Below are 23,334 nucleotides of genomic sequence, written 5' to 3'. Positions count from 1 at the left end.
AGACGACATGTTTATAAATAAAGTTGAAAATTCGGGTATATTGGCCTTAGATCTGATTGATTTTAAGACCGATCTTGCTATCCTAAGTTTTGACATCAAAACATTGTTGTATCAGGAAGCAATCGTTAAAGAAAAAGAATTCAGAGAAGCTTTGGCGGCGGTGGACTGGCCTGCTTTTCGAAATAAGGCGGTTGCCATTAGCTGTTCTGTGGACGCAATTATCCCGCCTTGGGTCTATATGGCCCTGGCGGAAAAACTTCATCCTGTTGCAGCGTATTACGATTTTAAGGCGATGGAGGATTTGGAAATAGACCTATGGATGCAGGCTTTGCAAGCGATGGATTTGTCGAATTTTCAGCAGCAAAAAGTTGTCATAAGGGCCCGTCCTAATATTCCGGCGTCACTTTATATGTTGGCGACAGAACGATTGATTCCTATCGTCCAGACGTTGATGTATGGTGAGGTTGGTATGCCAAAAGTTATTTTTAAAAAAGGGAAAGTATAATGAAAGCATTACTATTCAATGGCGCCTTGGAAAGAAGGCAAGAATCTACATCGGGAAAATTGTCACACTATTTTTCCGACCAACTGAACCAAAGGGGTGTTGAAAATACTATTTTTAATTTGGCTGATAGCGGAATACCCTTATTTGATTTGAGTCTCAATCGGGTGCCCAATGCGGTCAAGATTATGAATAACTTATTTCTTGAGGCAGATATACATTTTTGGTTGTCTCCGCTTTATCATGGAAGTATTCCCGGTGTTATGAAAAACTGTTTGGATTGGCTTGAAGTCAGCGCTAAAAATAAACCGGCTTACCTGACGGATAAACATATTGGACTAGTTTGTTGGGCCGATGGTGTGCATGCACTACAGGGCATTAATGCAATGGATGCTATCGCGAAGTCGCTCCGCGCCTGGACAGTGCCCTTTAGTGTGCCCATCATGAAATCTACGCTTTTTGAGTCCGACAATCCAAATGTGCTGTCTTCGGCTTACCAGTGTAAGCTGGACTTGCTGATCGATATTGCTACGAAAAAGAGTAGCGAATATCGTTGATAAAAAGGCCTCTCGAATTACCTAGAGGTCTTTTTATCAAAGAGAGATATTTTAGCCTATATTTAAATAGATTAGCCAAACCCTATATGGAAAATTAATTTCAAAAAAGTAGAAGAATGTCTTTAGCAATTCATCGCGGAGATATATCTTTGTTTTTTGGACCCGCCATTTGATTACGCGGTTTTCCGACCTATATGTTCTATTGTCGACTTTGAAGAAGCCTCATCGACGGCAAATTTAGAGGTAGAGAGAAGTCTTTAACCACCATAAGACTTTCTTGTTACATATTATGAAACCATTGGCTGAAAAGGCCCGATTTAGTTTAATTGATTAAGATATTGGATTAATGATGTTTCAGTTGAGAGAGTTAACGAAGATAATTGCCTTTTTTATAGTATACTTTACTGTACATGCTGTAGCTGCACAGAGTTTTTTGCCATTGGATGAAAATAAATATCGATCTGATGCGGAAAAATTATTGCTATCGAGCTCGGGGGACAGTGTGAAAGCAATGCAGCATTTTTATTTGGCAGATTACTATAGATTTAGAGATACGACCGAATTTTGGGATCATATGCAACAGGGGGAGCGGTTAGCCAAACCGTTCCGGAGCTTACAGGCGATGGGGGCACTTTATAAAAGCTATTATTATGGGCAATTTCTAGATAGTAAAAATGCAGGAGTTGAAGCCCAACGATGTGTAGACCTCCTTGGAAATGCACAAAAGCCTTTTCAGCAGGGGCTTTTGGCCAAAGCTTGGTATAATCTGGGCTTAATTCGATTTCCTAAAAAAGGATTTGCTGATTTTCTGGATATCCTCAATGGGAAGTGTCTGCCATACGCCAAAGCACACGATCCTATTATGGAAGGTAGTATAAATACGATGATCGGCATGGCATTTATGTCGTCCAAACAGCTTGCAAAAGCGGACGAATACCATCAATTGGCTATAAAACAGCTCGAGCAGCAACCGCCGAGTGCTCCACTTGTGGTGGCTTATCTCAATACAGTCAGTAATTATTGTTATCAGGTGAAATCCAAAGAAGCAAGAGTACTGTTGGACAAAGTCAAACAACTATTAAACAAGTATCCAAATTCCACTCAGCTGCCCAATTACTACTACAACGAGGCTCTTTACGCTACAACAAAGCAGCAAACGGATGAGGCGTTACGGTTATTGGATATCGGCTTGGATTGGTCGGTGAAGATGAACAATTGGAAATTATTTCAGATGATGCGGTTCAGAAAATTTAATGTGTATCTCTTGCAGAAAAAGTATGCTGATGCTAAACTGCAGTTGGAGGAAATCGTGAAAAATGGATTATTAACGCGAGATCTCTACAACAGTAAAATTGTGTACAGTCAACTGGCGGGAGTGAATGAGCTTATGGGTAATTATCAGGATGCGTTGAAGATGTCCAATATGGCAAATAAACTATCCGATAGCATACAGCAGGTCCAATTGCTGGAAAAAATGAATGAGATGGAGACGAAATATAAGACCGTTGAAAAAGAAAAAGAAATTTTGAATTTACGCGCAGAAAAGGACCGTAACCAATTTCGGATTTTTCTCGTTTTGGGTATTGCCGTTTTGCTTTTTTGTATTGTGCTTTTTGTTGCTTTTTTCTATCGAAAACAACGGAAGCTCAATACACAGATTCAGCTCAACCACGAAATCGTGTTGGACAAATTGGAAAAGGAAAAACAGCTGCAAATTTCGGAATCTATGCTCAAGGGGGAGCAGCAGGAGCGTCAGCGTATAGCCCAAGATCTGCATGATAGCATAGGTGGTATGTTAACAGGTCTAAAATTTAAGATTGCCGGCGATGTAGGAAAGGGTACACTCTTGACTGATGAAGTGCCGCAGAAGTTGAACGACATCTTAGGCGAAGTAAGGCGTATATCCCATAATCTAATGCCCGAATCGTTGCGTCAGTTTGGATTGATAGCAGCATTGGAGCAATTGTGTATAGCAATGAAAAATAGTCATGTTTCGATCCAATTTGAAAACTATGAACCTGAATTGAATGTGGATTTTCAAAAAGGGTTGGCCATATATCGAATTGTTCAAGAGGCCATTTCAAATGCATTAAAGTATGCAAACGCAGATGCAATTATCGTTCAGGTAAGTAAATCGGACGAAGTACTGCATATCCTCATTGAGGATAATGGCAAAGGCTTTGATTCCGCTGTGTTAAATTATGGATTGGGTTTAAATAATATGGTCAATAGAGTGAAATGGATCAATGGATCAATTGATATTCAGAGTAAGCTTGGATCCGGAACTCAAATCGAAATTGGTGTAACTGTTTAAATAGGCTGAGTCATGAAGATAATTGCAGTGTTAGACGATCATCCTTTATTGCTGGAAGGTGTTGCCTCTTTTCTCAATAATCAGGATGGGTATCTTGTATATCCCTTTTTGGAAGAGATTGCGTTAATTGAATTTTTAAAGGCCACGAAAGCGGATCTCCTACTCATGGATATGCAACTGTTGCAGACAAATGGAGTAGATGTCTGTACTCAGGTTAGGAAGCAGTTCCCTTTGGTTCCTATAGTCGCCTTGAGCAATTTAGCCGAGGGTAATCTTATTTTTCAGTTTATGCAGGCTGGCGGAAATGGCTATATCTTAAAAGATGTTAGCAACGAAGAATTTCTAGGCTGTGTACAGCTCGGCCTGGACGGCAAAGAAGCAATTTGTGTTCGGGCAAAAGAACTTTATCGTGGCGCAATTTCTACGATCAGCAGTCTCCCCAGGCTTACACAGCGTGAAAAAGAGATTTTGACGTTGATCTCCAATGGACTTACCACGAACCAAATCGCCGAGCAGTTATTTTTAAGTCCAGTTACTGTGGAAACGCATCGGCGCAATCTCCTGACTAAATTTAAAGTTAAAAATATGATTGAACTTGTACAGCTTGCGATGAAACATAAGTTGTTGGGACTCGAATAGAGAACGCTCTTAGTGGTCACCGTAACCGACGTCATCAAGCTTACCTTTGAAGACCCTAAATTGGATAATAAAATAAGCAACCACCAGAATTGCTGCAAACATAAACCAGCCTAAACCTACGGAAAGACCATATTCATGTGCTGCAGCATTTTGAATCGTCAAGGAAGGGTTTACGTCATTCGTTGAAGGCAAAACTATCGGGAACATGGAAGCAACGGTCGTCGCAAAGCTCCCCAGTATAAACAGGGATGAAAATAGGAAGCCAATACCATCTTTCTTAAAGGTCTTGATCCAAAATTGTCCAAACAATCCAACAGCAGCAATCAAAGGAAATATCCACAGCCAATAATGATTTTGAAGATTGTTTAAGGAGATGGGTTTCACATAATGCCATACATAGGCCGATAGTAGGACGAGAATAAGCAAGACAAAGTTGAGTTTAAAAACAATATTCTTTAATCTAGTATTTAGTGTGCTGGATGTTTTCAGAATGACCCAGCCTGCACCGTGGATTGTTAATGTAACGACTGCAACTAAACCTAATATGATGGTGAACCAGTCTATAATGCCTTGATGTTGGGCTAATGGGTCAAATGTCGGGTTCCAAAGTGCAAGGAAAAAATAATGTGGTTCTTGTGTTGATATACCATTTTCGACCATACCAAGATTGACTCCACGAACGACGTTTCCCAGAGCCGCGCCAAAGAAAAGTGCCAGCAACAGGCTTGCTAGACCAAAAGCTTTATCCCATAAAGCCTCCCAAAGCCGATGGTGAACCTGCCCCCTGAGTTCAAGACTTATCGCTCTAAAAATAAGCAACCATAATACAAGCATGAGCGGTAAGTAAAATCCACTGAAAGAGGAGGCGTAAAGCGTTGGGAAAGCAAAGAATAGGACACCGCCGGAAGCGATGAGCCAGACTTCATTGGCATCCCAAAACGGCCCAATCGCGTTAGTAACAGCTTTTTTCTCCTGTTCGGTTTTAGCAAAGAATAGATGGACAATTCCCGCCCCAAAATCGTACCCATCGAGTACGATATAAATTCCCAACATAAAAGTTAATACGATAAACCAGAATATTTCCATAGCTAATTAGGTTGATGCAACTGTCGTTTCAGGACCTTTTCTAATGATCTTCAAGACTAACATCAGAAATAACAAACCCAAAAGAATGTATAAACCAACGAAGCCGAGAAAGGTAAATAATGTATTTCCAGAAGATACGGTAGGGGATACACCGTCTACCATACGCATGAGATTATACACAAGCCAAGGTTGTCGTCCGAGCTCGGCTGTGTACCAGCCTGCAGTATTCGCGATGTAGGGGAAAGGAATCATAAACATAATGATCCACAACAACCATTTCGTTTGATACAACCTGTTCCGCCAAAGCAGTAGCGCTCCTAGGACCATAATGCCAATGAATATGGTACCCAAACCTACCATGATGTGATAACTATAATACAGTCCGGGCACGTTCGTTGGGTGTAACGATTGGTCAAATTCATTTAATCCTTTAATTTCTGCATCCCAACGCTGGTAGGTAAGGAAGCTCAATACATTCGGTACGGCTATCTTATTGTCCAATTTTTTGTTTTCCATGTCCGGTTGACCGATCAGAATAATCTCTGATCCCCCTTTTTCAGTTTTGAAAATTCCCTCCATGCCAGCAAAGGCTGCGGGCTGATATTTGACTACATTTTTGGCTGCAAGGTCTCCGGTAGGAAACGCCAGCATAACGGAGGAAATAGCGCCAAAAATAACGCCGCTTTTAACGAAGATCTTTCCAAACTTACTATGCCTGTCACTTAACAGATAGAAGGCTCCAATAGAGGCAACGAAAAACGAGCTGGTCACCAATGAAGCGGCTTGATTATGTAGATAAGATGGCCATAACCATGGATTACTGAATAATGCACTAAAATTGTTAAGTACAAATTTGCCATTTTCGAGAATCTCATATCCAACAGGATGCTGCATCCAGGAATGCGTGGCGATAATCAGGAAACCACTGGCCCAAGATCCAATAAAGACCATCAGTCCAGCTAAAAAGTGCAGCTTATGGCCGAGCAACTTTTCTCCAAAAAGAAACATCCCTAGAAACGAAGATTCTAGGAAAAAGGAAAACATGCCCTCCATAGCTAGGGTCTGTCCAATAATTCCACCAGTAAGTTCCGAAAACTTCGCCCAGTTTGTGCCAAACTGAAACTCCATCGGGATGCCGGTGACAACGCCCATGGTAAAATTAAGGGCAAAGATTTTCATCCAAAATTTTGAAGCATGGTTGTAATCTTCGTTTTGAGTCTGAAGAAATTTCCATTTAAAGTATACGATCATCAGCGATAAACCCATGGTCAATTGGGGGAAAAGATAATGAAATGTAATAGTAAATGCGAACTGAAGCCGATTGTAGAGAATCATATCTTCCATGGATCCGAAGTTTTGGTTAAAAGACAGCTAAATATAGCCATTTTATTTCCCAATTTAGCGTGGAGACAATTTATTTTTGCTAAAAAATGGCGCATTTTTATCGTTTTCTGAGCTGATTGTAAAAATCAGAACGATAATCCCTCATGACTCACCATAATCCCTTATTTATCTTATCTTCGTCCGATTTAATGATGGACTAGAGAGGGAGAGAAGAATATATAGCGAAATGAAGAAAATAATCATTTTGATGGGTGTTTTATTAATACCCGTACTTTTGATTGTCGTAAATAATATCGGTCGGGGAAGACCTGCTAAAGATAATACTGTATTTAGGAGCAAATTATCGGATTACAATTTGTTCAAAGGTAAATTGGCTGATCTTACGCCAAACGACCAAGGGATTTCCTATGAATTAGCATCTGCTTTATTCACAGACTATACTGATAAAAAGCGTGCAATCTTTCTTCCCAAAGGGAAAAAAATGACTGCATCGGACGATGGATTACCTGAATTCCCCAATGGTACTATCATAGCCAAAACTTTTTTCTATTCGGCAGCAAGTGTGCTTAAAGGGACTAAAGTACTGCTGCTTGAGACTAGGCTTCTCATCAATAAAGATGGGCAATGGAATGCGGCTACCTATCAATGGAATGCGGCTCAAGATGAAGCTTTTCTACTAATGGACAGCGCTTCCGTGCATGTTTCGTTTCTAGACAGCAAAGGTGTTGAAAGACAGACAAATTATATCATTCCTTCCCGGGAGGATTGTTTTGCATGCCACCGTCAAGGGAATCATGTGCTTCCAATAGGTCCAAAAATAAGAAATATGAACCGTATTGTCCATGTAAATAAAGAACCCGTCCAGCAATTGGTATATTTGAGCGATAGAGGTATGCTTGATTTGACATCGTTGGGTGATTATACAACCCTGCCAAGTTATGATGATGTGACTCGGTCGACAACTATGCGGGCACGTGCTTATTTAGATCTTAATTGCGCCCATTGTCATAATCCTAAAGGTACCGCTTATATGACGATGCTGGATCTCCGTTACGAAAGCCCCTTGAATGAAACTGGAATTTTGTTGAAACAGGCCAAGATGATTGGAAGAATGTCTACATTAGGAGAGATGCATATGCCTCAAAAGGGAACCACAATACTGCATGATGATGGAATATCATTGATTAAAACCTATTTGAGATCTTTAAAATAAAAGATCTTTTAAAGATGAAGTTGTTAGCACCCAATGACCATCGCCACGGAAAAATAAAGCGGCACTTATTTAATTAAGTGCCGCTTTGTTTTTATTTAGAAAAATAGTTTAAAGCAGTTCAAATTCTTTTTCTTTGACATCGCGACTGTTGGGCCCAATGTACACTTTGAAATTTCCTGGCTCTGCGATATATTTCAGGCTGTTGTCAAAAAATTTCAGATCATCTACGTTAATTTTAAATTTTACCGTTTTTTGTTCTCCTTTTTTAAGGAATATCTTCTGAAACCCTTTTAGTTCTTTTACGGGACGTGTAACTGATGCAACGACGTCTTGTATATACAGCTGTACAGTTTCCTCAGCATCATAGTTTCCGGTATTAGTGATGTCGATACTCGCCTGTAACGTACCTTTTTCGTCGATTGTGTTTCGGTCAAGACGAATGTCACTATAGGAAAAGGTCGTATAACTTAGACCATATCCAAAAGGGTAAAGTGGCGAATTACTTACATCGAGATAATTAGATTTGAATTTTTCAAAATCGCCCGAGTTTCCATAAGGTCTGCCGGTATTTTTGTGTGCATAATAGATCGGAATCTGACCAACATTGCGTGGGAAAGTGGCCGTAATTTTTCCTGAAGGAACGACATCCCCAAATAAAACATCGGCTACTGCTTTTCCTGTTTCCGTTCCACCAAACCAAACATTTAATATCGCGGGAACATGAGCATCTTCCCACGTGAGCGTCAGTGGTCGGCCAGTGAATAGCACAAGGACAACTGGCTTACCTGTGGCCAACAATGCTTTTAACAGATTTTGTTGATTTTTTGGAATATCGAGTTCTGAGCGACTGGAGCTTTCTCCAGACATTTCCGAAGATTCGCCGAGCGCAGCGACGACTACATCGGACTGCTGGGCAACTTGCACGGCTTCTGCAATGATCTCCTCTTCTTTGCGGGAATCCCGTGCGATTGTACGGCCGAACATAGTTGCATGTTTTTGGTAGTTCGGGTCTTCCAACAGATTGCTGCCTAGGTGTGTCAGGATATTTACTTTGTTGCCCAATACAGCTTTCATGCCCTCAACTAACGAGGCTGTTTTGTCTAGTTCAGCACTGACACTCCAGGTTCCGGGCATGTTTGGTCCTGAATTGGCTAAAGGTCCAATAACAGCGACTGTGCCTGTTTTTTTCAATGGAAGCGCTTGGTTTTCATTTTTCAATAAGACAAATGATTTTGCCGCAATTTCTCTGGCTTTCGCATGATTGGCTTCAGATCCAATCACTGTTTTTGCCCGTTTTTCATCACAATAGCGGTATGGATCATCAAATAATCCTAATTTATACTTGGCTTCCAAAACATAGCGGCAGGCCCTGTCAATATCTACGATTTTGACTTTTCCAGCGTCTAAAGATTTCTTTAGCGTCGTAAGAAACCCTTCACCCACCATATCCATATCAACACCTGCATTAAGACTTAAAGCAGAAACCTGCTGGAGGTCTCCTAGGCCATGTGCAGTTAATTCATTTACCGCTGTATAATCGGTTACAACCAATCCTTTAAAGCCCCATTGTTGGCGTAAAACATCTGTCATTAACCATTTGTTTGCCGAAGCAGGGACACCATTGATATCGTTAAAAGACGTCATGATACTTCCAGCTCCGGCGTCTATTGCTGCTTTGTAAGGAGGCAAGTATTCATTGTACATCCGGTGGAGGCTCATATCCGTGCTGTTGTAATCACGACCACCTTCGGCTGCACCATATAGGGCAAAATGTTTGACGCAGGCCATCATGGTGTTGTATGCCGCGAGATTATCACCTTGGAAACCATGGACAATAGCCTCAGCAACCCTTGAGCTAAGATAGGTATCTTCACCTGCACCTTCAGAAATACGACCCCATCGCGGATCGCGCGAAATATCAACCATTGGCGAAAATGCCCAATTGATTCCATCTGCAGTAGCTTCCTCTGCCGCGATACGCGCAGATTGTTGAATTAAATTCATATCCCAAGTAGCGGCAAGTCCCAAAGGTATAGGGAATACCGTACGGTACCCATGAATGACATCCATACCAAAGATAATGGGTATTTTCAAACGGGACTGCTTAATGGCTATCTCCTGTGTTTTGCGGATTTTAGCAGGAGTACTCATGCTAAAAATACCACCAATTTGACCATTTTTAATTTTTGATTCCACATCGGTGGAGACAGTCGTTCCTGTAGTCGCCTCACCACCTGTTACTAGATTAAGTTGTCCAATCTTTTCTTCGACAGTCATTTTAGCCATCAGTTGATCAATAAACTTGTCCATTTTCTGATTGGTTTGAGCCGAACTTGTATGCCAAGCTAGAAATGCAAGAAGGAAAGTACCTACTACTTTTTTCATCTTATTATCTTTTGTTAATGTGCGCATGAACTTTCTACCCTGCGCTACTTAATATTTATGGTAGATGTTCAATTGGATTGTTGAACGTTCTTGATACTATACTATGTTATCATAGTGGTAGGAACCATTTTCAACGTGTGATGGATCGAAAATGATTCCACAGACCACTATTTTAAATAGGGACTTGTAAAACCAAGTTTTTTTAGTCCCTGTTGAATTTCTGGGGCTTGCATGAAAAGATCCCAGATTTTACCAGTTCTATAGTTTTCAATCATCACTATAATAGGTCCCTGATCAATCGCCAGATATCGCTGAGGATACCAATTAGCTGTTTCGCTATACGCGTCGTAATAGCCATATTTACCCCAAATTTTGTCGCGAAGTTGTTTGTCGAGGTATTGTGCAAATTGCATGCTTTCATGCGGAGTGTAAGGCATAGACGATAATGCCGCTGTAGGCGCGATCACGCCAGGATCGTTGTCTGGGTGATGGGCATCATAACCGTTGATGGAATAACTGGCTGTCCAGCCCCATCCTTTAGTGGAGCCGTAACCTGTGTAGCCTTTTGGGTTTAGATCAGCATAGGCCAAATTTATCTTGGCATGGTTGCTCGTTGCTTCCCAGTAATCTGCATATTGATCTTTTAATCCCTTAGGGCTCAGTCCTAAATAAGAATAATGCTCCCAGAAAAGCGGGCCCACTTCGCCTTTTTTGGCATTATGCTTAAGGACGAGTGGAATGTCATATTTTTTTGCTGCAGTTTTAATCGCACCTGATCTTGCCCAGCCCTCATGATATACCGATGGAGCAATAGGGTAAGTAGGCGAGGAGGCTGCTAAAATATAGGTGATAAGACATTCATCATAACCTCTTACGGGGTGATTTTGTTGAAAGTTAAATTTAGGGCTCCAATGCCAATAAATAACATTTTGCCCATTTGTATAATGATTCCAATTGATTTCTTTCCACAAATTATCAGCCTTTTGGGCAACCTTTTGAGCAGGATCACCTTTATCCTTTAGATACTCCCGAATCGCAATCAGACCTTGGGCTAAGAAAGCGGTTTCAACAATATCGCCGCCATTATCTTTTTCACTGAATGGTTTAGCTGTGCCTAGTTCGCCATCATACCAATGTGCCCATGCACCTTTGAACCGTTCGATCTTTCCTAGGTAATCCATGATGTGATCCAGCTTTTGGACACCTTGTTCTTTGCTGATAAATCCGCGTTCCATGGCAACAATCATCCCCATAAGACCAAACCCACTACCACCTATCGTGACGACGTTCCGGTCATTTTGAGGGTAAACACCATCCATATGGATGCGTTCCCTGGCAAGGCCAGAAGTAGGCTCGGCACCTTCCCAAAAATATTGAAATGTGTGTTGCTGAATATTGGTCAATAGCGAATCTTCATTGATGCGGCTTCCATTTGTTGAATCAATTTTTGAGGGATTATCTGGACTGCTATTGATAGCATTTTGGCACGAACTGCTGAGAATAAGCGCCAAAGCTATACCGGTGAACACCGGATAAGCTATTCGTTTTCTCATGGATAAGTTGTTTAATTCTTGAAAAAATGTTCAAACGGCCTTTGGCCGTTTGAACGGAGTTACTTTTACTTTATATGATTACCAACCGGTATTCTGAGACATTTCTGGAGTTTGGATGCGTTGATCTTCCGGAATAGGGAAAAGCATCATTTTCTCCTGAAACGATTTTCCATTGGCTGCCATCGCGGCTTTAGCCTGTTTTGTACGAATGAGATCAAACCAGCGGTCGTGCTCAAATGCCAATTCAAGGCGTCTTTCTTTCCAGATCAATTGACGGAGCTGTGCCTGGTCTGTTGTTGTTACATTAGGCAGTTTCACTCGAGTACGAACAGTGTTTAACGCTGTTAGTGCTTCACTGTTATTTCCTAGTTCATTCGCAGCCTCAGCAAGGATAAGGTAAATTTCGCCCAGACGAAGGTAACGTACATTTTTATCTGTGTATTCTGCTCCACCATTCGCTGATGAGTAGGCTTTCATATTGTACATAGCATTTTCTACGCCGGCATCAATTACACGACCATCATACAAAGTGGAATTTCTGAAAATAATCGTTGCATCGCGACGAATATTGTCCTTTTCAGCGTTGAAAGCCTCGAGCAAATTCTGACTCGGTGTATTGAAACCCCAGCCAAGTCTTACCAAACCACCACGGGGGGCTTGTACTTGACTATATTGTTTCACACCTAGTGCGATCGATGTACCTCTAGCTTGCCACTCAAATAATGATTCAGGACCATTTTCCCCTTCTAGTCTCCAAATTTTAGCATAATCTGATTCTAGACTGTAGCCACCTGAGTTTATTAAAGTTTTTGCCATATCCGCTGCTTGCTGCCATTTATTCTGATATAGATATACTTTGGATAATAATCCTTGTGCAGCACCTTTAGTTGCCCTGCCTAAGTCTTTTGCTGCATAAGCAGCTTTTACGGGTAAGTTATCTATTGCAAATTGAAGATCAGCCTCAATATAGGCATACACTTCAGCTGCGGGCTCTCTTTTGATCAAATCACGATCTTGGATAGGAACGTCGCCCCATCCGCGCACAAGATAAAAATAGTTTAAAGCTCTTAAAAAACGTGCTTCGGCAATTAATCTATTTTTGTATACCGCGTCAGTCAAGCCAAATTTTTCTGTGTATTCAATTGCCTGGGTCGCTCTTCCTATAGACTTGTACCAATGGGTCCACATCGATTTAAATGAACCGGTAGTGGTGGTATAGGTCAAATTGTCGAGATCGGCTTTGTCGCCACCATTGTCAGTTGCTGAGCTCCCTTTATCGGCATTGTCCGATATCATATCTGTGATACCAATATAGGAGAAGGAATAATCCCAGGAAGTAAACATACCATATACTCCGTTGACAAATTGCTCTGGGGTAAATACTTGTTCACTATCATTAGCTTCTACATTTTCTCTTGATGGTACATCGAGAAAGCTATTGTCTTTACACCCTTGTAGTGTAATACCTGCGCTGAGGAGAATTGCTATATAGAGTTTGTTAATTTTCATTTTGTTCGAATTTAAAATTTAAAACTGCATGTTGAGTCCAAAAAGGAAATTACGGGTAGTTGGATAGGCTGAAAGTTCTATTCCAGAAGTTAAGTTGGGACTGCCATCACCGGCCAATTCTGGCGAAAAGCCACTATACTTCGTAAACATAAATGGATTTTGAGCCGTTACATATAATCGTAAATTAGATTTCGAACTATAGAGATTACGGAACGTGTAGCCTAGCGTAATATTATTAATACGGAAATAGCTACCAGACTCTAAATAATAGCTTGATGCCCAATAGGCATGCTCAGCACCTGGATGTACATTGGTTGAACCTGCACCCGTCCAGCGGTTTTCAAATGTTTCCAAGGTGATATTTTCTCCAGCATCCTGTCTAACACTTTTAAGGCCGTTATAAACTTTATTGCCAGCGACACCATATCCTGATACATTAAAGTCTATCATTTTGTAGTTGATGCCTAAGTTGATTCCGTAAGTAGATGTAGGCAAGAATGATCCAAAGAACTTTTTATCTCTCGAATCAATTACCCCGTCATTATTTTGGTCTTTAAATTTTAAATAACCGGGTTTTGCTACACCGAATGATGGATTTGAAGCAATGTCATTGGCATCTTGGAAAACACCGATAGATTCAAACATCCACCAACCATAAATGGGCTGACCAACACGGAGTTGTTTGGTTATTTCTCCGTTATTTAGACTTCCTCCTGTTGCACCATCATAAGCAGGCAGCACTTCTGTTACTTTGTTTTTATTGTATGAATAATTTACACCGAAGGAATAGCTAAAATCAGGACTAATGCTCTTGTTCCAATTGAGTACAACTTCGACTCCCTGATTGACGACTTTGGCACCGTGGGCATAGAAGTTCTGCTCGGAAGGAGAAGTTAATGTAGGGGTTACATTTAAAATCGTGTTTGTATTTAGCTTATGGTAGTAATCAATAGATCCCGATAAGTTGTTGTTGAGGAAAGCGAAATCGATGCCTGCACCTGTTTCACGGGTTACTTCCCAAGAAACATCTACAGCTGGAGTTCCATATGCACTGCCATAAACCAGATCCTGCTCCGGACCAAAAACATAATTGTAAGTCGAAGCACCAGGGCTATTCATAATTGTGGAGACATTTAGTGGAATATCTTGGTTTCCTAATTTACCCCAGTTACCTCTAAGTTTTAATAAATTTATCCAAGATGCATCTTTCATAAATTCTTCATTAGAAACATTCCACCCAAAACCTAAAGAAGGAAAGGTTCCCCAATATTTCCCCGTATTTTTAAAAACGCTTGATCCGTCGCGGCGCACTGTTCCAGTAAAGTAGTAACGGCTATCGTAGTTATATTGTACCCGACCAAAGTAGGATGCTAATGCTCTGGGCGTATAGTAAGTTTGTCGAGAGATCAATTGATATTCATCTGACGCTAAATCAATATTCCAATATTGTTCTTGAGAAGGTACACTATAGCCCATTTGGCTATTCATACTATTGATGTCGTATTTTTCACGAGACATACCTAATACAGCTTCTATGTGGTGTTTATCAAAACTCTTATTAAATGTTAAGAAGTTTTCCCAAGACCATCTGAACTGCTCCAGATTTTCATACTTAAGACTATTATTTGCAAAAGCGACATTTCCTTTACCACCTTTTTCTTTTTCCGCATAGAAGTCGGCTTCCGATTTTAATGGGTTGGCATTTAGGTAGTTTTGTTTGATGTTGACAAAATTCCGATCTTTTGAATAGAATTTATTTCCGCCAATACGTGAGTTGACTTTTAAATAATCGGTTATTTTGAATTCTCCTTCAAAACTTCCTTGCAAACGCAATGTGTTTGTCAATTGATTTTGACGAAGTACTTCATAGACTGGGTTGCCTTGCGAGTTTAAATTCCCAAGACTTTCGCCTGGAGCTGTTTCCAGTCCAACTATCCCCGTCGTTGTATTGACACTGTTCGTGCCATACCGACCATTGTCATACATGACAGGTACCAATGGAGATTGTCTATAAGCTGTAGTAAATGCGCTATAGGGTTTAGGTGTTGCTTTGGTCAATGTTAAATTGACGTTTTGGCTAAATTTAAGACGATTGTTGAATAACTTGTAGACATTGTTATTGCGGATCGTGTTCCGTATAAACTTTGATCCGTCAAGTATGCCATTTTCCGTGTAATTATTTGCAGATAGAAAATAATCTATTTTCTCGTTTCCACCTGATATATTGACAGCGTTATTAAAAACTGTTCCCGTTTTTAATATTTCATCGTACCAATCTGTATCATTAGCTTGATTTTTAGCTAACGTATATTTGCCGTTAGTAGATACTAAAAATTCATTTGCATAGGTTGTAAACTGTCCGGCATTAGCCATCTTAACGCGGTTAAGAATCTTCTTCATTCCTGCGTAGCTTTCATAGTTGATATTTGTCGTTCCAGTTTTACCTTTCTTCGTGGTCACGATAATAACCCCATTTGCAGCGCGAAGACCGTAAATTGAAGCTGATGAAGCATCCTTCAATACATCCATCGACTCAATGTCAGAAGGATTGATATTGTTGATATCGGTTTGCGCAATACCGTCCACAATATAGAGTGGATTTCTACCTCCAAGCGCTGTACCTAGACCTCTAATAACGACGTTGGGTGACGATCCCGGAGCTTCGTTGGCAATGATATTGATACCGGCAGCTTTACCCTGTATGGATTGCATGGCTGACATGGCCGGTTGCTTGGTGATATCGGACGATTTCAATGAACTGATCGATCCGGTTAGATCGGCTTTCTTTTGTGTACCGTAACCGATAACCACAACCTCTTCCAATGCTCGATTCTCATTTTCTAAAAATACATTCAGCTGTGTTTGGTTGCCAATGTATACAGTTTGTTTGCGATAACCAATAAAGTTAAAGACTAACGAATCGGTAGGAGCGGCATTAATCTGAAATTTCCCCGTTGCGTCGGTTTTCGTAGATACAGCTTTCCCTTTAATACTAATGGTTACGCCAGGCATGGATATCATGCTTGAGCCATCTTTGACCACTCCTTGTATAGAAGTTTGTCCATAGGCAACAGAGACGACCATGGAAGTCAAAAATAATGCGGATAGATTCCTCATATCGTAAATTTTTGGTGTTTGTTTAAAATACAGTTGGTTATTTCCCTGAGGCAAATATGTTGATGTAGTACAACTTTCCCAAAATTTAACATTTGCACATCACTACTACACGAAAATTCCGCCTGCTCAAATGTATTTCATGTGTATCTTATATTTTTGATAGTCAGTTATTTAAATCAATTTCTTTGAGCAGATAATGCGCTCTTTAGTGTGTTTTGTACACTAAAGAGTGTGTGTGGTAATGATGTAGTGTTTGCAAGGGGAATTTAACGTTCTAACAGAAATTCAGATAGGTTCTTGTCTGTTGGAAGTCCTAGTTTTTTGCGTAATCTATAGCGTCTGATCTCGACCCCGCGCGTACTAATGTTGAGCAGCGAAGCGATTTCCTTACTGGACATATTGAGCCGTAAATAGGCGCATAGCTTAAGATCATTGGGGACTAGATCAGGAAATTCTTGCTTCAATTTCTTGAAGAAGTTTTCATGCGATTCATTAAAACTTCTTTCAAATATATGCCAGTCACGGTCGTCATTATGGGCATCATCTATGAGCTTATTGATTTTTTTCAGCTCATCCGAACTCAATTTGTTTCCATCCGCATCTTTAAGCTGTTTAAGTTCGTCATGCAAGTTGTTCAACATCTCATTTTTGTAGACGATATTGAGGGCTGCATTCGCCAATTCTTTGTTTTTTAATTGAAGCTGGTCTTCCAATTGCTGGTTTTTCAGTTTGATCCAGTCCTTTTCCTTTTTTTCAGCTTCGCGTTCCAAAGCAATCTTTTTTTCTTCGAGCCATTTTCGCCGTATTTGAAACTGACGCCTACGCTCACGTTGAACATTAAAGATATAGGCAAAATATAGCAGTATTAAAATGGCAAGCGTGTACAAAGCCTTTGCCCACCAGGATAGATACCAAGGGTGCTGAATGGTAAAGGAGTATGATTGGATTTCAGAAACCATCCCCATATTATTTTTTGCCCTTATTTTAATTTGGAATTTTCCATAGGGCAGATTGGTGAAATCCTGGTAGGCCGTCTCACTCCATTCAGACCAATTGTCTGAGTATCCCTCCAGATAATATTGATATTGAAGTGGTGAAGATGAATAATAGGGGCTCGAAAAGCTAATTCTCAGGTTATTGTCTGTAGGCGATAATTTAAACGTTGAATCTGGAAAGATAGCCTGTCCGGTGGTCAAGTTGATGAGCTGCGCTATTTGCGGAAGTGGCAAGCTATGTTTTTGTGATTTATCTGTATGTCGATAGATCGCAAAGCCATCATCTAGACCGATGAGGTAGTATTGATTTTCAATAGGAAGGATGTTTTCATAATTATTCATCATTCGGTCCTGTAGTGGACTTAATAGGTTGGAGTCAATGTGTAACTTACCCTTGCTATCAAAATCTACTTTGGCAATTTTAGTCTTCTGAATCAACCAATAACTGTTTGTGTTGATCGGTATGATCTTATTGGAGTTTTTATAGGTACCTAATGCGGCGTTCAATTCATTTGCATAACTGAATCGCTTTACGATATTGTCGAATTGAAGGAATCCGCTGTCAGTGGCGAATACAAGATTATTTTCTAACGTATAAACGCCTTTAAATTGTCTCTTCGAGGCAACACTGTCCTGTTTGGAGGAGAATAATATATTTGCCTGTTGGAAACTTGGGTCAAATCCGATAAGTTGTAGTTGTCCCCAGTCTCCAATCCAAAAGGAATGAGTATCTTTTTGGGCTAAAAATCGAACGGGCTCCTTAATACCCTCAAATTGCTGCACAAATTGTAAGTGCATACCATCGAAGGTAAATTTTGAGAGACCAGTATAATTTCCTTGGAGGATATTTCTCGTGCCAAATATAGGTTTGAAAATCCACCCGCCAGTGATCTGTGAAATCTTTTCCAGACGGCCGTCTAGTAGCTTAAAGGTCCCATCGTTGTGGCCACAGATGAGTTCATCACCGAATAATGCTAACGTCCAAACCTGGCCATTTGAATTTGGAACCTGAGAAAAGTTTAATGCATTGTAATTGTTCAATCCCTTCCATTCACTGGAAAATAATCCTTTATTGGTGCCCAGGTAGATTTTTCCCTGATAGATAATAGATGTATAGACCGTTCCAATTTTTCCAATAAAATCTGTATAAAATGAAATAGGGGAATTGATTTCAATACGATCGATACCATTATCCAGCCCTACCCAGATGTTCTTTTGGTTGTCTTTTACGATACTGAGCACCGTATTGTTTTGCAGACCATTGTTTTTATTGATGTGTTGAATGACTTTGCCATTTTTGTTGATGATGATAACGCCGTTCTGGATGGTTCCAAAAGCATATTGTCCATCATAGAGGTAGATGCCATTATTTACCTGTGATTGGCTCAATAGCTGATTTGCAGGAACAGACCAAGGTTCGATACTTCCGTCCGCTTTCATCAGATAAAGGCCATTTCTTGCGGTGGCAATGAGCGAAGTATTTGTGTCGAAAGGCAATAGGGCGAGTACATTTTTATCTCTTAAGACGTCTTTTCCTTTGATTGGAATCAATTTACCCTGTCTATATTCATGCAGACCACTTGGTAGTTGTTCGAAAAACAACTGGTCATTAAGCTGATGCGGAAATAAAAAAGGTTCTCCTTCTGCCGTTAACTGTCTTATCGTATTTTTTTCCCAAATATATGATTTGGAAAAGGTATGGAAAAATACGCGTTGGTCTTCTACAATGATTTTCCAGATTTCTTCGTTTGGAAAATAGGTCTTGTCACGTACAAGCTTCGAAAGACTATGATAAGTCAAGTTTCCAAAAGGCTTAGCAGTCCAATAACCAAATTCTCCTCTGCCACCGGTATAAATCTTCCCATCTTTACCGATCGAAACACTTCGGACGGTGGAATGATTTGGAAGCGGAAAGATACGCCAATACTGTCCGTCAAATTGTAATAGACCTTCAGTATTTGCACTATAGATACGACCATCTTTATCTACTGCCAAGGACCAGTTTTGATTTCCAGCCTTGTATTGGTCTTTTTTGAATTGTTTTACAAAAGGTGTACCTGTAGGTATGATGGTCTGGCAATAGCTGCAGTTTGGAAAAATAAATAAAATGGTGCAAAACCAAAAGATATAGACGCTCCTATATTTTTTTATTGTCATCGACTCCCTCACTTAAAATTGATTTGGGGTACAATATATCGATTTTATTGGAAAATTGGTAATCTCCGAGCTTGTATAGCACGTTGAAAGGTCCTTACGGCATCCATTTTATTGGAGCAAAAACATCATTTGGTTGATTCTACGTATTTCATTCGATACTTTGATTTTTGATAGCTAGGGTGCGGCACAAAAGACCAGAACAAGTGCTATCCGGTAGACAAAAAAAATAGGATAAAAAAAGGTTTTCAAACGGGGAGAATGAAAACCTTAAATAACCAATTATAAACCTAAATTATGATGATACAAATATAGTTGTTTTTGATACTAAGTTAAAAGCAATTTATCTCGTATGTGCATTTTTGTAGCCAAACGACTACAGTTGAGTGGTGTTTTTTTGTGCAAGACTCAATCAACAACTAGCTGCTCTTGACGAGCTTATTGATCACATATAAAATGATCAAACCCAATATGGAAAATATGCCATATCCTAATCCAATCTGAAATTGAGTTGTAGGGTTTACCAGACTCACGGTAAGATAGCTGAGTGAAGATGTGAGCAGGTAGGTTATTCCGCCTACTAACCCTCCGGCAATACCGGCCGACAATGGAAATCGTCCCAAACAATAGCTGAAATAATTGTTAAAAACGAATCCGGCAGTACAGTGTACCGCAAATGCAAAGAACGTAAGCGTGTATAAATTCGCTTTATAAAGTGAAACGATCAGCATGCCTATGATAAGCAATATTTGAATAAAGTTTGCAATTCTCAGTTTGGGTATCAATGCCTTTTTGATCAATGCTTTTCCAATAAATCCACCACACATCCAGGCTAAACCCATAATAAGGGAGGTGTAGCCAGTGGTAATCGCGCTATATCCCAGTTGATGCTCAATAAAGAAGGGGCCACTGAGATTGTAAAACATAACCAGGCCATAGGATATGCCGCACATGAATATGCCGAAGGTAAAATCGGTGCTTTTTAGCATCATTTTAAACTCGCTAATCAAATAATCGATGTGAAGGGGCTTTTTCTGTCTGATTGTTTCGCTGGAAAAGATCAGTTCAAGTACAAAGAGTACAGCACTATAGGCGGCCAGGACCATAAAGTTAGAACGCCAGCCAAATTGTGTTTGGAGATAACCACCGATAAATGGTGCCACAATCGGTCCGATCGACCAGACGATGGTCATGATACTCAGGTAGTGCTTACGCTGCTCACCGTCGTAGACATCCACAAAATAGGCTCTTTTGGAGATGACAACAAATGCCGATAAAATTCCCTGTAAAATCCGCATTAGGTAGATAACCCAGATATCCTGCGTGTGTGCCGTGACCCAAAAACTGATAATAAAAAGAAAAAGTGAAATGAGGTTTATGCGATACCTTCCCCAGGCATCCACCAAAGCTCCTGTGAAGAATTGAGCGACACCATAACTAATTAGAAAAAGCGAAAGCGTCAATTGGATCTTGCTTTCATTTAAGCCAAGTTCCTGCGCCATTTGTGGCATTGAAGGAAGATAAATATCTGTGGCAAGCCCAGTAATCGGAACAAGTGCAAATGCAAGTATCGTCGGTATAAGCGACTGTTGTGGGGTAGTGTTTTTTTCCATCCTTTATAAAATTTTTATTTATTTTCCGTCGCTGTGGACGTTCACGCTGCCTTGAATAGCAGGCTTGTCACGGAAGGCTGGAGGTTAATGCTATTTTCAAAAATTTCATGACGCAAAGTTATAAAAAGCAAACCTTTCGTTCTATCCACTATTTTCCTTGCTTGGTCATTGATTCGTCAAATAAGAATAGCAGGTAAAAGAAAAGGCCCATTGCTCTGGCAATCGTGACGAGCCTGGGGCAATGGGACCTTTTGAAGAGATTAACCTATTAGGATCTCAATTTTAAAAATTCCTTGACAAATTCATCGTCGTTTAAGTCTGGGTAGTCTTTATATACACGGTCTATTTCTTCTTGCTGTCCGATGGATAGATTTTCGTTGGGGTTTAGGCACCAGGTCCCTTTCATCAGGCCTTGTCTGCGGAGCACCTCATGTAAGCCTGGTATACAGCCATGGAATGCATTTGCTGGGTCAAAAAAAGCTGCATTGCTGTCTGTTACAGCAATCGCTTTGCTCAGGAGATGACTTGCATGGAGGTTATTGGGGTCCTGTTTGTATGTTTTTATTTCCTGAAGGAGTTCAACAGCTTTTGCGGTCCAAACAGCCCAGTGGCCTAATAGTCCACCTTTAAATTCTATGGCGACGTTTTCTCCCGCTACGGGGAAATTATACACGCTCATCAGATCGTTGACAATATTGTCATCATTGCCCGTGTACATAGCAATTTGATCTCGTCGGCTGGAGTTGGCTATAGCACGCATAACGTCTAATGTTTGGTAGCGGTTGAACGACGCACATTTGATAGCGACAACGTTGTCGATTTCGGCAAACTGCTGCCAAAAGGAATAGGAGAAAATACGGCCACCAACGGCGGGTTGAAGATAGAATCCAAAGACAGGAATAATGGCTGCTATTGCTCTGACTCGATCTAATATGGCATTTTCAGTCCAGCTCTGCAGGCCGCCCATACTCAAAAGTCCAATATCATAACCGTATTTAAGTGCAGTCGTTGCCTCCTGTTCAGCTTGTTCTGTGGCACCGCAGATGCCCGCAATTTTGATAAATGGTCGTTGGAGTGCCGCTTTCTCGACTTCTTCGCTAGCCCATCTCAATACGGTTTCAAAAAGGTTGATCTCGGGGTCACGGATTTCAAATTGGGTTGAATGTACAGCTACGGCGATTCCACCGGCTCCACTGGCTATGTAATATTGCGTCAGGAGCCGTTGATGCGTCTCGTCAATGTTGCGGTCCTCATTTAAGGCAAGGGGGTGTGCCGGAATAACCGTTCCTTCCCAAAGCAACTGTTGTAATTTGTTGTCTAAAGTTTTCATTAGAATTTTCCTTTTCGTTCTTGAAAATGCGTGTCCTTATTCCATAGTTCGCCGCCTTGGGTCAACCATTTGGCAGTAATGTCTATCGCTTCGCGTATGGTTGTTTTCGGATAGCCAAATAAACGATGGCATTCGGACGCATTGTTGAGTAAAGCGGTTCCGGCGGGTTCATTTACAAATATCGGCCTTGTGCTGAAATGCTCAGCAAAACGCTCTGCGATCCATCGTGTAGAAAGGATTTCCGGTCCCGTGACATTCAGTATTTTGGCTGGAGACTGACAGTGCAGTAATGATCTTAAGGCAATTTCGTTAGCATCTCCCTGCCAGATGACGTTGACGTTTTCGGTTGTCAAATCTATTGGGAGCTGCCCTTTGACCGATTTGGCAATTTCTACGAGCACACCGTAGCGAAAATCCACCGCATAATTCAATCGGTAGATCAGGGTAGGTGTACCGTTTTTCTTCGAAAAATACTCGAATATACGCTCTCTTCCCAAACAGGATTGCGCGTATTCGCCGACAGGCTCCGGAGTTCTTTCCTCAGAAACGCCGCCATTGCTTATCGGTACAAATGGAAGTACGTTACCCGAAGAAAAAGCAACAATGTTGGAATCTTGAAAATGAGAAGCCACCATTCCGGGAAGATAGGTATTCATCGCCCAGGTAAAATCTTCATTTCCTGTGGTGCCGAATTTATGTCCTGCGAGGTAAATGACGTTCGGAATCTGCGGGATCTTTTTGAGTTCTTCCTCATTCAATAGGTCACAGGCGATTGTCTTTATGCCTAGATCCTCCAGTTCCTGTTGAAGTTCCTTGGTTGAAAAACGCGAGACACCAATGACCTTTTTGTCTATTCCTGCAGCTTGAATAGCCCGCATGGCTAGTTTTGCCATGCTTGGCCCCATTTTTCCGCCAATACCTAGGAAAAGAATATCACCTTGTATCTTTTTTATATCTTCAATTAGATCTAATGATGGTGCAAGCAGCTGCTGTTCCAATTCCGCTAAATTGTTATGGTCCATG

The 23,334-nt window shown here is 40.8% G+C and carries 15 protein-coding genes; 5 read left to right on the top strand and 10 right to left on the bottom strand.

The genetic code is table 11. The features are described from left to right. Window positions 1–7: 7 nt before the first annotated feature. From B2107_RS09635 to B2107_RS09620, 4 genes are all read left to right on the top strand, one after another. Entirely contained in the window at window positions 8–505 is a 498-nt protein-coding gene (locus B2107_RS09635; RefSeq protein ID WP_293955391.1) for a DUF2480 family protein, read from the top strand. After that, window positions 505–1,059 (top strand): NADPH-dependent FMN reductase, encoded by a 555-nt coding sequence (locus B2107_RS09630; protein WP_293955389.1) that lies wholly within the window; start codon window positions 505–507, stop codon window positions 1,057–1,059. Before B2107_RS09635 ends, B2107_RS09630 begins: the two co-directional genes overlap by 1 nt. Before the next feature lie 346 nt (window positions 1,060–1,405). Continuing rightward, window positions 1,406–3,373, top strand: a complete 1,968-nt coding sequence (locus B2107_RS09625) for a sensor histidine kinase (RefSeq protein WP_293955388.1) — start codon at window positions 1,406–1,408, stop codon at window positions 3,371–3,373. Window positions 3,374–3,385: 12 nt separating this feature from the next. Beyond that, complete coding sequence (locus B2107_RS09620) at window positions 3,386–4,012, top strand: LuxR C-terminal-related transcriptional regulator (RefSeq protein ID WP_293955386.1); 627 nt, start codon at window positions 3,386–3,388, stop codon at window positions 4,010–4,012. 9 nt (window positions 4,013–4,021) lie between these two features. On the opposite strand, the gene cydB is transcribed toward B2107_RS09620, so the two are convergent. Both cydB and B2107_RS09610 read right to left on the bottom strand, forming a co-directional pair. Next, complete coding sequence (gene cydB, locus B2107_RS09615; RefSeq protein ID WP_293955384.1) at window positions 4,022–5,098, bottom strand: cytochrome d ubiquinol oxidase subunit II; 1,077 nt, start codon at window positions 5,096–5,098, stop codon at window positions 4,022–4,024. A 6-nt stretch (window positions 5,099–5,104) separates the two neighbouring features. Then, window positions 5,105–6,442, bottom strand: coding sequence for a cytochrome ubiquinol oxidase subunit I (locus tag B2107_RS09610; RefSeq protein ID WP_293955382.1), 1,338 nt, complete (start codon window positions 6,440–6,442; stop codon window positions 5,105–5,107). Between the two features lie 226 nt (window positions 6,443–6,668). Between B2107_RS09610 and B2107_RS09605 the strand changes: the two genes are divergently transcribed. Next, window positions 6,669–7,655, top strand: coding sequence for a hypothetical protein (locus B2107_RS09605; protein ID WP_293955380.1), 987 nt, complete (start codon window positions 6,669–6,671; stop codon window positions 7,653–7,655). Between the two features lie 108 nt (window positions 7,656–7,763). On the opposite strand, the gene bglX is transcribed toward B2107_RS09605, so the two are convergent. The 8 genes from bglX to B2107_RS09565 form a co-directional block, all read right to left on the bottom strand. Continuing rightward, complete coding sequence (gene bglX, locus B2107_RS09600) at window positions 7,764–10,040, bottom strand: beta-glucosidase BglX (RefSeq protein ID WP_293955379.1); 2,277 nt, start codon at window positions 10,038–10,040, stop codon at window positions 7,764–7,766. 167 nt (window positions 10,041–10,207) lie between these two features. Then, complete coding sequence (locus B2107_RS09595) at window positions 10,208–11,593, bottom strand: glucoamylase family protein (protein WP_293955377.1); 1,386 nt, start codon at window positions 11,591–11,593, stop codon at window positions 10,208–10,210. A 78-nt stretch (window positions 11,594–11,671) separates the two neighbouring features. Further along, window positions 11,672–13,102, bottom strand: coding sequence for a RagB/SusD family nutrient uptake outer membrane protein (locus B2107_RS09590; RefSeq protein ID WP_293955375.1), 1,431 nt, complete (start codon window positions 13,100–13,102; stop codon window positions 11,672–11,674). A gap of 18 nt (window positions 13,103–13,120) precedes the next feature. After that, window positions 13,121–16,219 carry a SusC/RagA family TonB-linked outer membrane protein gene (locus tag B2107_RS09585; RefSeq protein ID WP_293955373.1) on the bottom strand — a complete coding sequence of 1,033 codons (3,099 nt, stop codon included), beginning with the start codon at window positions 16,217–16,219 and terminating at the stop codon, window positions 13,121–13,123. 266 nt (window positions 16,220–16,485) lie between these two features. After that, a complete protein-coding gene (locus B2107_RS09580) occupies window positions 16,486–19,371 on the bottom strand; it encodes a helix-turn-helix and ligand-binding sensor domain-containing protein (RefSeq protein ID WP_293955372.1) in 2,886 nt (961 codons plus the stop codon). Window positions 19,372–19,787: 416 nt separating this feature from the next. After that, a complete protein-coding gene (locus B2107_RS09575) occupies window positions 19,788–20,981 on the bottom strand; it encodes an MFS transporter (protein ID WP_293955370.1) in 1,194 nt (397 codons plus the stop codon). Between the two features lie 268 nt (window positions 20,982–21,249). Next, window positions 21,250–22,311, bottom strand: coding sequence for a dihydrodipicolinate synthase family protein (locus tag B2107_RS09570; RefSeq protein ID WP_293955368.1), 1,062 nt, complete (start codon window positions 22,309–22,311; stop codon window positions 21,250–21,252). Next, window positions 22,311–23,333 (bottom strand): NAD-dependent epimerase/dehydratase family protein, encoded by a 1,023-nt coding sequence (locus B2107_RS09565; protein ID WP_293955366.1) that lies wholly within the window; start codon window positions 23,331–23,333, stop codon window positions 22,311–22,313. Before B2107_RS09565 ends, B2107_RS09570 begins: the two co-directional genes overlap by 1 nt. Window position 23,334: the final 1 nt, after the last annotated feature.

The organism is Sphingobacterium sp. UBA7855 (assembly GCA_002500745.1).
GTDB lineage: Bacteria > Bacteroidota > Bacteroidia > Sphingobacteriales > Sphingobacteriaceae > Sphingobacterium.
The sequence above is the reverse complement of the archived record's forward strand: the minus strand, read 5'-3'. Positions and strand labels throughout refer to the sequence as shown.

What these genes read in the sequence shown, in the direction of transcription:
- B2107_RS09635 (WP_293955391.1), top strand. Translation starts at nt 8, where the DNA reads ATGTTTATAAATAAAGTTGAAAATTCGGGTATATTGGCCTTAGATCTG.
- B2107_RS09630 (WP_293955389.1), top strand. Translation starts at nt 505, where the DNA reads ATGAAAGCATTACTATTCAATGGCGCCTTGGAAAGAAGGCAAGAATCT.
- B2107_RS09625 (WP_293955388.1), top strand. Translation starts at nt 1,406, where the DNA reads ATGATGTTTCAGTTGAGAGAGTTAACGAAGATAATTGCCTTTTTTATA.
- B2107_RS09620 (WP_293955386.1), top strand. Translation starts at nt 3,386, where the DNA reads ATGAAGATAATTGCAGTGTTAGACGATCATCCTTTATTGCTGGAAGGT.
- cydB (WP_293955384.1), bottom strand. Translation starts at nt 5,098, where the DNA reads ATGGAAATATTCTGGTTTATCGTATTAACTTTTATGTTGGGAATTTAT.
- B2107_RS09610 (WP_293955382.1), bottom strand. Translation starts at nt 6,442, where the DNA reads ATGGAAGATATGATTCTCTACAATCGGCTTCAGTTCGCATTTACTATT.
- B2107_RS09605 (WP_293955380.1), top strand. Translation starts at nt 6,669, where the DNA reads ATGAAGAAAATAATCATTTTGATGGGTGTTTTATTAATACCCGTACTT.
- bglX (WP_293955379.1), bottom strand. Translation starts at nt 10,040, where the DNA reads ATGAAAAAAGTAGTAGGTACTTTCCTTCTTGCATTTCTAGCTTGGCAT.
- B2107_RS09595 (WP_293955377.1), bottom strand. Translation starts at nt 11,593, where the DNA reads ATGAGAAAACGAATAGCTTATCCGGTGTTCACCGGTATAGCTTTGGCG.
- B2107_RS09590 (WP_293955375.1), bottom strand. Translation starts at nt 13,102, where the DNA reads ATGAAAATTAACAAACTCTATATAGCAATTCTCCTCAGCGCAGGTATT.
- B2107_RS09585 (WP_293955373.1), bottom strand. Translation starts at nt 16,219, where the DNA reads ATGAGGAATCTATCCGCATTATTTTTGACTTCCATGGTCGTCTCTGTT.
- B2107_RS09580 (WP_293955372.1), bottom strand. Translation starts at nt 19,371, where the DNA reads ATGACAATAAAAAAATATAGGAGCGTCTATATCTTTTGGTTTTGCACC.
- B2107_RS09575 (WP_293955370.1), bottom strand. Translation starts at nt 20,981, where the DNA reads ATGGAAAAAAACACTACCCCACAACAGTCGCTTATACCGACGATACTT.
- B2107_RS09570 (WP_293955368.1), bottom strand. Translation starts at nt 22,311, where the DNA reads ATGAAAACTTTAGACAACAAATTACAACAGTTGCTTTGGGAAGGAACG.
- B2107_RS09565 (WP_293955366.1), bottom strand. Translation starts at nt 23,333, where the DNA reads ATGGACCATAACAATTTAGCGGAATTGGAACAGCAGCTGCTTGCACCA.